The following is a 4,599-nucleotide window of genomic DNA, read 5'->3' as shown; positions in this document are numbered from 1 at the left end:
TTGCCTTTTTCTCTAAATCGGAGATTTTAATTTTCATGGGAGTTTAAGTGTAATACTTCACGCTCTTTAGAGAAAAATATTCTCCACAAAAAACTTTATATTAATTAGAAATCGGTTGTTTTATTTATTTGTTTTACACAATCCTTGATAGTATCAATGACTACAGTAGGCTCTGATAATTGCGGGAAATGACCGCTTTTTTCAGCGACAATATGTTTGCTATTTCTTGACAACGAAAGTAATTCTAATTGATTATCTAGTCGTTTTTTTTGAACTTTCTCTGGCATCATTCGATTTTCTTGTCCACCTGTAATTACATATACAGGTATTTCGGGAAAAGAGTCTATTTGATGAATTTGGTTCACAGTTTCTTTCACAAAATTAACCTCATTGAATTGTTTATGGGAAGACAAGGAATCAAACATTTTGAACACCATATTAATTGCTTTTACTGGCTTACCTTGATATTCATTAAGGCTTAAATCTTTCGGATGGCTGGATTCTAGAAAGACAATTCCTTCTACTTCATTTGGGTAGAGTCGGGCATATAAATTTGCATATAGACCGCCTAACGAATGTCCAACTAATAAAAATGGAGGTACAAATCCCACTATTGTTAATGCTTCACGTAGAGTTCTAACAATTGTTATCCCATCTTGGGATTCTTTCGGTTTATCTTATAAACTATTTGTTTCACAATATTATCGTTGGGCTTTTATGATTCCTTGAACAGAATACTTGTTCAACTACAGAAGAATCAAAGATATTGAACTATTAAACGAAAATCCAACGACTTTATTGTAAATGTAACCACTCTATTTATAATTAAACATCTTTATTGTCATTGAACAACACAGCCCTTCTTCGATAGTCGATCGGAGAAGGGTTCTTTAGTTTCTTTTGATATCTTGCTGCATTATAAAACTGTATGTATTCGTGTATCGCTTGCTCAACCTCAGATGCATGGTTGAATGTCAAAAGGTGAAAGCATTCAGATTTTAAATGGCCAAAAAAGCTTTCGATACAGGCATTGTCGAGGCAGTTTCCCTTTCTAGACATACTTACTCTCATTTTGTACTTCACAAGAAGATGATGATAAGCACGGGAGGTATAGGTCACACCTTGATCACTATGGAGAAGAGTTCCCCTCACTTTCCGTTTTTAAATAGCTGCTTTCAGTGTGTCTCGTACAAGTTGAAAGTCATTGCACCGGCTTAATTTGTAAGACACCACTTCATTGTTATATACGTCATAAATAACCGACAAATAAAAACGCTGTTGATTAATGGGAAGATAGGTAACGTCCGTTAACATTTTTTCGTTGGGACGAGTGGCATGAAATTCTCGATTTAAATGATTCCCTGATACGACACACGCTTCTTTTTTAAAGCATCGATTCCCTCTTCTTTATAAGCTCTCATCACCTGAGTCGCATGCACATTAAACTGATCAGCTACAAGCCGATATCCTCCTAGTTCCCCCGATAAATAGAGTTCGACTGCTTGTAATTTAACCTCTGTAGAATATGTTTGTTTTTTGGCCATTTCAAAATCCCCTCCAAGTAAACAATACCGTTGCTTTCTTACAACTGTCTACTTAAGGAGGGCATATCAATTTCGTATGTTGCATAACTTGAATACAATCAATTTCATACAAATCGAGGTGAAACATGTATTTGTATCCTTTACATTATCTTGCATTAGGGGATTCCTTAACTGTTGGTGTAGGTGTTCCAACTTTTGACCCGGGATTTGTTGAACATTACGTATGTTTAAGTAAACAAACCTTAAAAAAGTGTATTCAATATAAGAAATATGCACGGTCGGGAGCAACAACCGGCGATGTTCTAAATATGCTCCACTCTCCAATCGTTACAGAATATGTAAAACATGCAGATGTCATTACTATAACTGCTGGAGGGAATGATCTATTAAATGCCGCTAAAATATTTATGCAAACTGGAAATGAAAAAATTATTTCTAATGTTCTTGAACAATCTCAGAATAACTATTCCAGCATAATGAAAAGAATTCATCACATGGATAAACAAAAAGATTTTATAATATGACTAACTAATTTGTATAATCCATTTCCAAATATCCCCACAAGTGAAGAGGGTATTAAAACATTCAATTCACTTATTGACAATTTCAGTCAGTATAAAAATGTAAAAGTAGCTGATATCTATAGTATATTTAAAGGAAATGAAAAAGCTTTATTAACAAGGGACGGAATCCATCCTAATAGTAGAGGATATTATCAAATGGCTTTAGCTTTTCATAAATTGGGATATTTTCCGCTGGCACGTTAAGGAACTTGGATCAGCATAGATCTATCGAGTTCCTTAGCTGCTTGTTAAGAAAGTCGGTTTTTAAATTTTTAAAACAATGGATAATTCAGTTCTGGTGCGAAAATAATTTGATAAAAATAGAACCTATATTACCTACTAACTTGCCCGTTATGATGCTATTCCGAACAACTGATGTATGAATTCAACTTCATTTTGGGCAGACTTCACCTCTTGGTGAACTTGCCTCTTTTTTATCATATGCATCGCTTCAATGCCATTCAATATATAAGTGGCTGTTTCATACGACTTGAATCCCAACGTAGAGCGCACACGTTTTTTAATGATACGGTGATCTTGTTCTACTATATTATTGAGATATCTTACTTGCCTTATTTGTATACCTTCAGGCATACGTTTCTCTTCTTTTAACTCTTGAATCGCTACAGGATAGGCTGGATTTTTGTCTACTGTTATGACACGGGGTTTAGAAACATGAAAAGACCGCAAAGCTTTCTTGAAGAAGCACTTTGCAGCCTGTTTGTCTCTTGCTTTACCGAGATAAAAATCAATCGTGTTTCCTTTGGAGTCCACTGCACGATACAGGTACATCCAATGCCCTTTTACTTTGATATACGTTTCGTCGACTCTCCAAGAGTTATTTGTTAGTCTGAGGTGATACCATACTCTATCATCTAACTCCGGACTATATTGATGAACCCAACGCATAATCGTTGTGTGGGCCATTGATAAGCCGCGTTCCTCCATCATCTCCACTATGTTACGAAATCTCAAATTGTACCGCAGGTACCATCTTACGGTTAACAAAATAATGTCCGGTTGATAATGTTTCCACTTGAATAAATGGTGCTTTCCCATACTGATCACGCACCTTTTTTAGAGTAATAGTATCAGTATGTGCGATACTTAAAGAGTATTTGCAACTGTCTTGAAGTTTTTGCACCAGAATCCAAATGACCCTGGCATCCAATACTTTAATAAGAATATGTAGATTTTCTTAATCTACTTATCTAACAGATACTTTTGTTGAATAACTGTCATAGAAAATGATCAAACTTTTTTATAAAAAGAAATCTTTTTAAATACGTTGAGAATCTGTTTTTGATCAATTTTTTTTCAAAAACAGGTTCTTTTATTTATCGATAAATCATCGTTTTCAGCAGCACCTTAATCGAATTTTATTTTAAACCAACACTTTTGGGTTGGCGATTACAAGTAGAACACATATTGATCAAATGAAATCGAACTTTCACTATGTTGGACGACGATATGTTGATATTTATGATTCGAATAAACTCCTTGTGACATCGAAAGTTTCGCCAAATGTTTAAAAGATGGTCTTGTAACTAAATTTGTCAGATAGGCTGATTGCTTTGTCCCCGGCTTTCTCCTTCGATTCAGAGCATGAATTATTTGTTCAGCTGTCTTTATTCCTACCCCATGTCCAAAATACGTACCGTCTCCTAGAATAACGGCATTTTCTCCTTTCCACTGAGGGGTTTGCGGATCGAAGTCCGGATTTTTAAAATATACGACATCACCAGGTAAAAAACGGTCTGTATAATTTGATGTTAATCCGAGGTCAGGATCAGCATGCCAGCTGTATAAATAGATATTTTGAAATAATTGATTAAATAAGGATTCGCCAATAAGGTTTAGGACCGCATGATAATAGATAATGACCATTGCCGTTGCACATTCAAACGCATATTGCGAACTGTTCCTGTAGATATCTTGAATCGCGTCTGATGGTTTTACACCATCCAGCAGGAGGAATCCGCCGGTACTCGTCAAATGCCAGTATTGAGGATTACAACGGGATTTTGCAAATACTGCAAACCGCACATTGCTTTGATTCATGGCTCTTGCACTTAATATGATATTTTTTCGCAACTTAAGCTCAAACGATAATTCATCTATGGACTGATACGAGTAAACGACTGTATCTTCATTCATCTGTTGAATGATTATACTTTCAATGCTACCAGACGGCCACATGTCACTCTGTTGAAAGGGCATCCCCGAGAGTTGAATCATAATATACCTCTTTCCAAGTTCAAGTATTAATTTACATTATTACCTAGCATATTCAAGCATCGTTTTAATGTGTAGCTTTCATAAATCATCACTGTTAGTGAAAAGAAAAATCCTGCATTTTCACTACAGGATTTTGATCAAACTTTATTACAAATTATTAGTCTTTATTATAAATATTTATATTAATCATTTAAGGAATAAAATCGTCAAAAGAGAGCGTAAAATATCTTGTGTAAATGAATAAACAGAAAAAG

Annotated in this window: 6 protein-coding genes and 1 pseudogene; 1 reads left to right on the top strand and 6 read right to left on the bottom strand. The window is 35.0% G+C overall.

Translation table 11 applies throughout. The annotated features are described in order from the left end of the window. Nucleotides 1-104: 104 nt before the first annotated feature. From AWH49_RS15430 to AWH49_RS15425, 4 genes and pseudogenes are all read right to left on the bottom strand, one after another. Entirely contained in the window at nt 105-644 is a 540-nt protein-coding gene (locus tag AWH49_RS15430) for an alpha/beta fold hydrolase (RefSeq protein WP_280512838.1), read from the bottom strand. Nucleotides 645-825: 181 nt separating this feature from the next. Beyond that, entirely contained in the window at nt 826-1,071 is a 246-nt protein-coding gene (locus AWH49_RS21375; protein ID WP_169816009.1) for an IS3 family transposase, read from the bottom strand. Nucleotides 1,072-1,161: 90 nt separating this feature from the next. Next, nucleotides 1,162-1,320, bottom strand: a pseudogene (locus AWH49_RS21370) (hypothetical protein); the annotation flags it as partial. 29 nt (nt 1,321-1,349) lie between these two features. Further along, nucleotides 1,350-1,544 (bottom strand): helix-turn-helix domain-containing protein, encoded by a 195-nt coding sequence (locus tag AWH49_RS15425; RefSeq protein ID WP_063966463.1) that lies wholly within the window; start codon nt 1,542-1,544, stop codon nt 1,350-1,352. Between the two features lie 125 nt (nt 1,545-1,669). Between AWH49_RS15425 and AWH49_RS19555 the strand changes: the two genes are divergently transcribed. After that, the gene (locus tag AWH49_RS19555; RefSeq protein ID WP_082862895.1) at nt 1,670-2,068 is read left to right on the top strand and encodes a GDSL-type esterase/lipase family protein; all 399 of its coding nucleotides are present in this window, start codon (nt 1,670-1,672) and stop codon (nt 2,066-2,068) included. Between the two features lie 390 nt (nt 2,069-2,458). Here the strand turns inward: AWH49_RS19555 and AWH49_RS15415 are convergent, their stop codons facing one another. Then, nucleotides 2,459-3,166 (bottom strand): IS6 family transposase, encoded by a 708-nt coding sequence (locus tag AWH49_RS15415; protein ID WP_063966462.1) that lies wholly within the window; start codon nt 3,164-3,166, stop codon nt 2,459-2,461. A gap of 351 nt (nt 3,167-3,517) precedes the next feature. Further along, on the bottom strand, nt 3,518-4,345 hold the full coding sequence (locus AWH49_RS15410) for a protein-glutamine gamma-glutamyltransferase (protein ID WP_063966461.1): 828 nt from the start codon (nt 4,343-4,345) through the stop codon (nt 3,518-3,520). Nucleotides 4,346-4,599: the final 254 nt, after the last annotated feature.

Source organism: Domibacillus aminovorans (assembly GCF_001643235.1).
Lineage (GTDB): Bacteria > Bacillota > Bacilli > Bacillales > Domibacillaceae > Domibacillus > Domibacillus aminovorans.
The sequence above is the reverse complement of the archived record's forward strand: the minus strand, read 5'-3'. Positions and strand labels throughout refer to the sequence as shown.

Coding starts and splice junctions, on each gene's coding strand:
- AWH49_RS15415 (WP_063966462.1), bottom strand. CDS start 3,166: ATGGGAAAGCACCATTTATTCAAGTGGAAACATTATCAACCGGACATT.
- AWH49_RS21375 (WP_169816009.1), bottom strand. CDS start 1,071: ATGAGAGTAAGTATGTCTAGAAAGGGAAACTGCCTCGACAATGCCTGT.
- AWH49_RS15410 (WP_063966461.1), bottom strand. CDS start 4,345: ATGATTCAACTCTCGGGGATGCCCTTTCAACAGAGTGACATGTGGCCG.
- AWH49_RS15425 (WP_063966463.1), bottom strand. CDS start 1,544: ATGGCCAAAAAACAAACATATTCTACAGAGGTTAAATTACAAGCAGTC.
- AWH49_RS19555 (WP_082862895.1), top strand. CDS start 1,670: ATGTATTTGTATCCTTTACATTATCTTGCATTAGGGGATTCCTTAACT.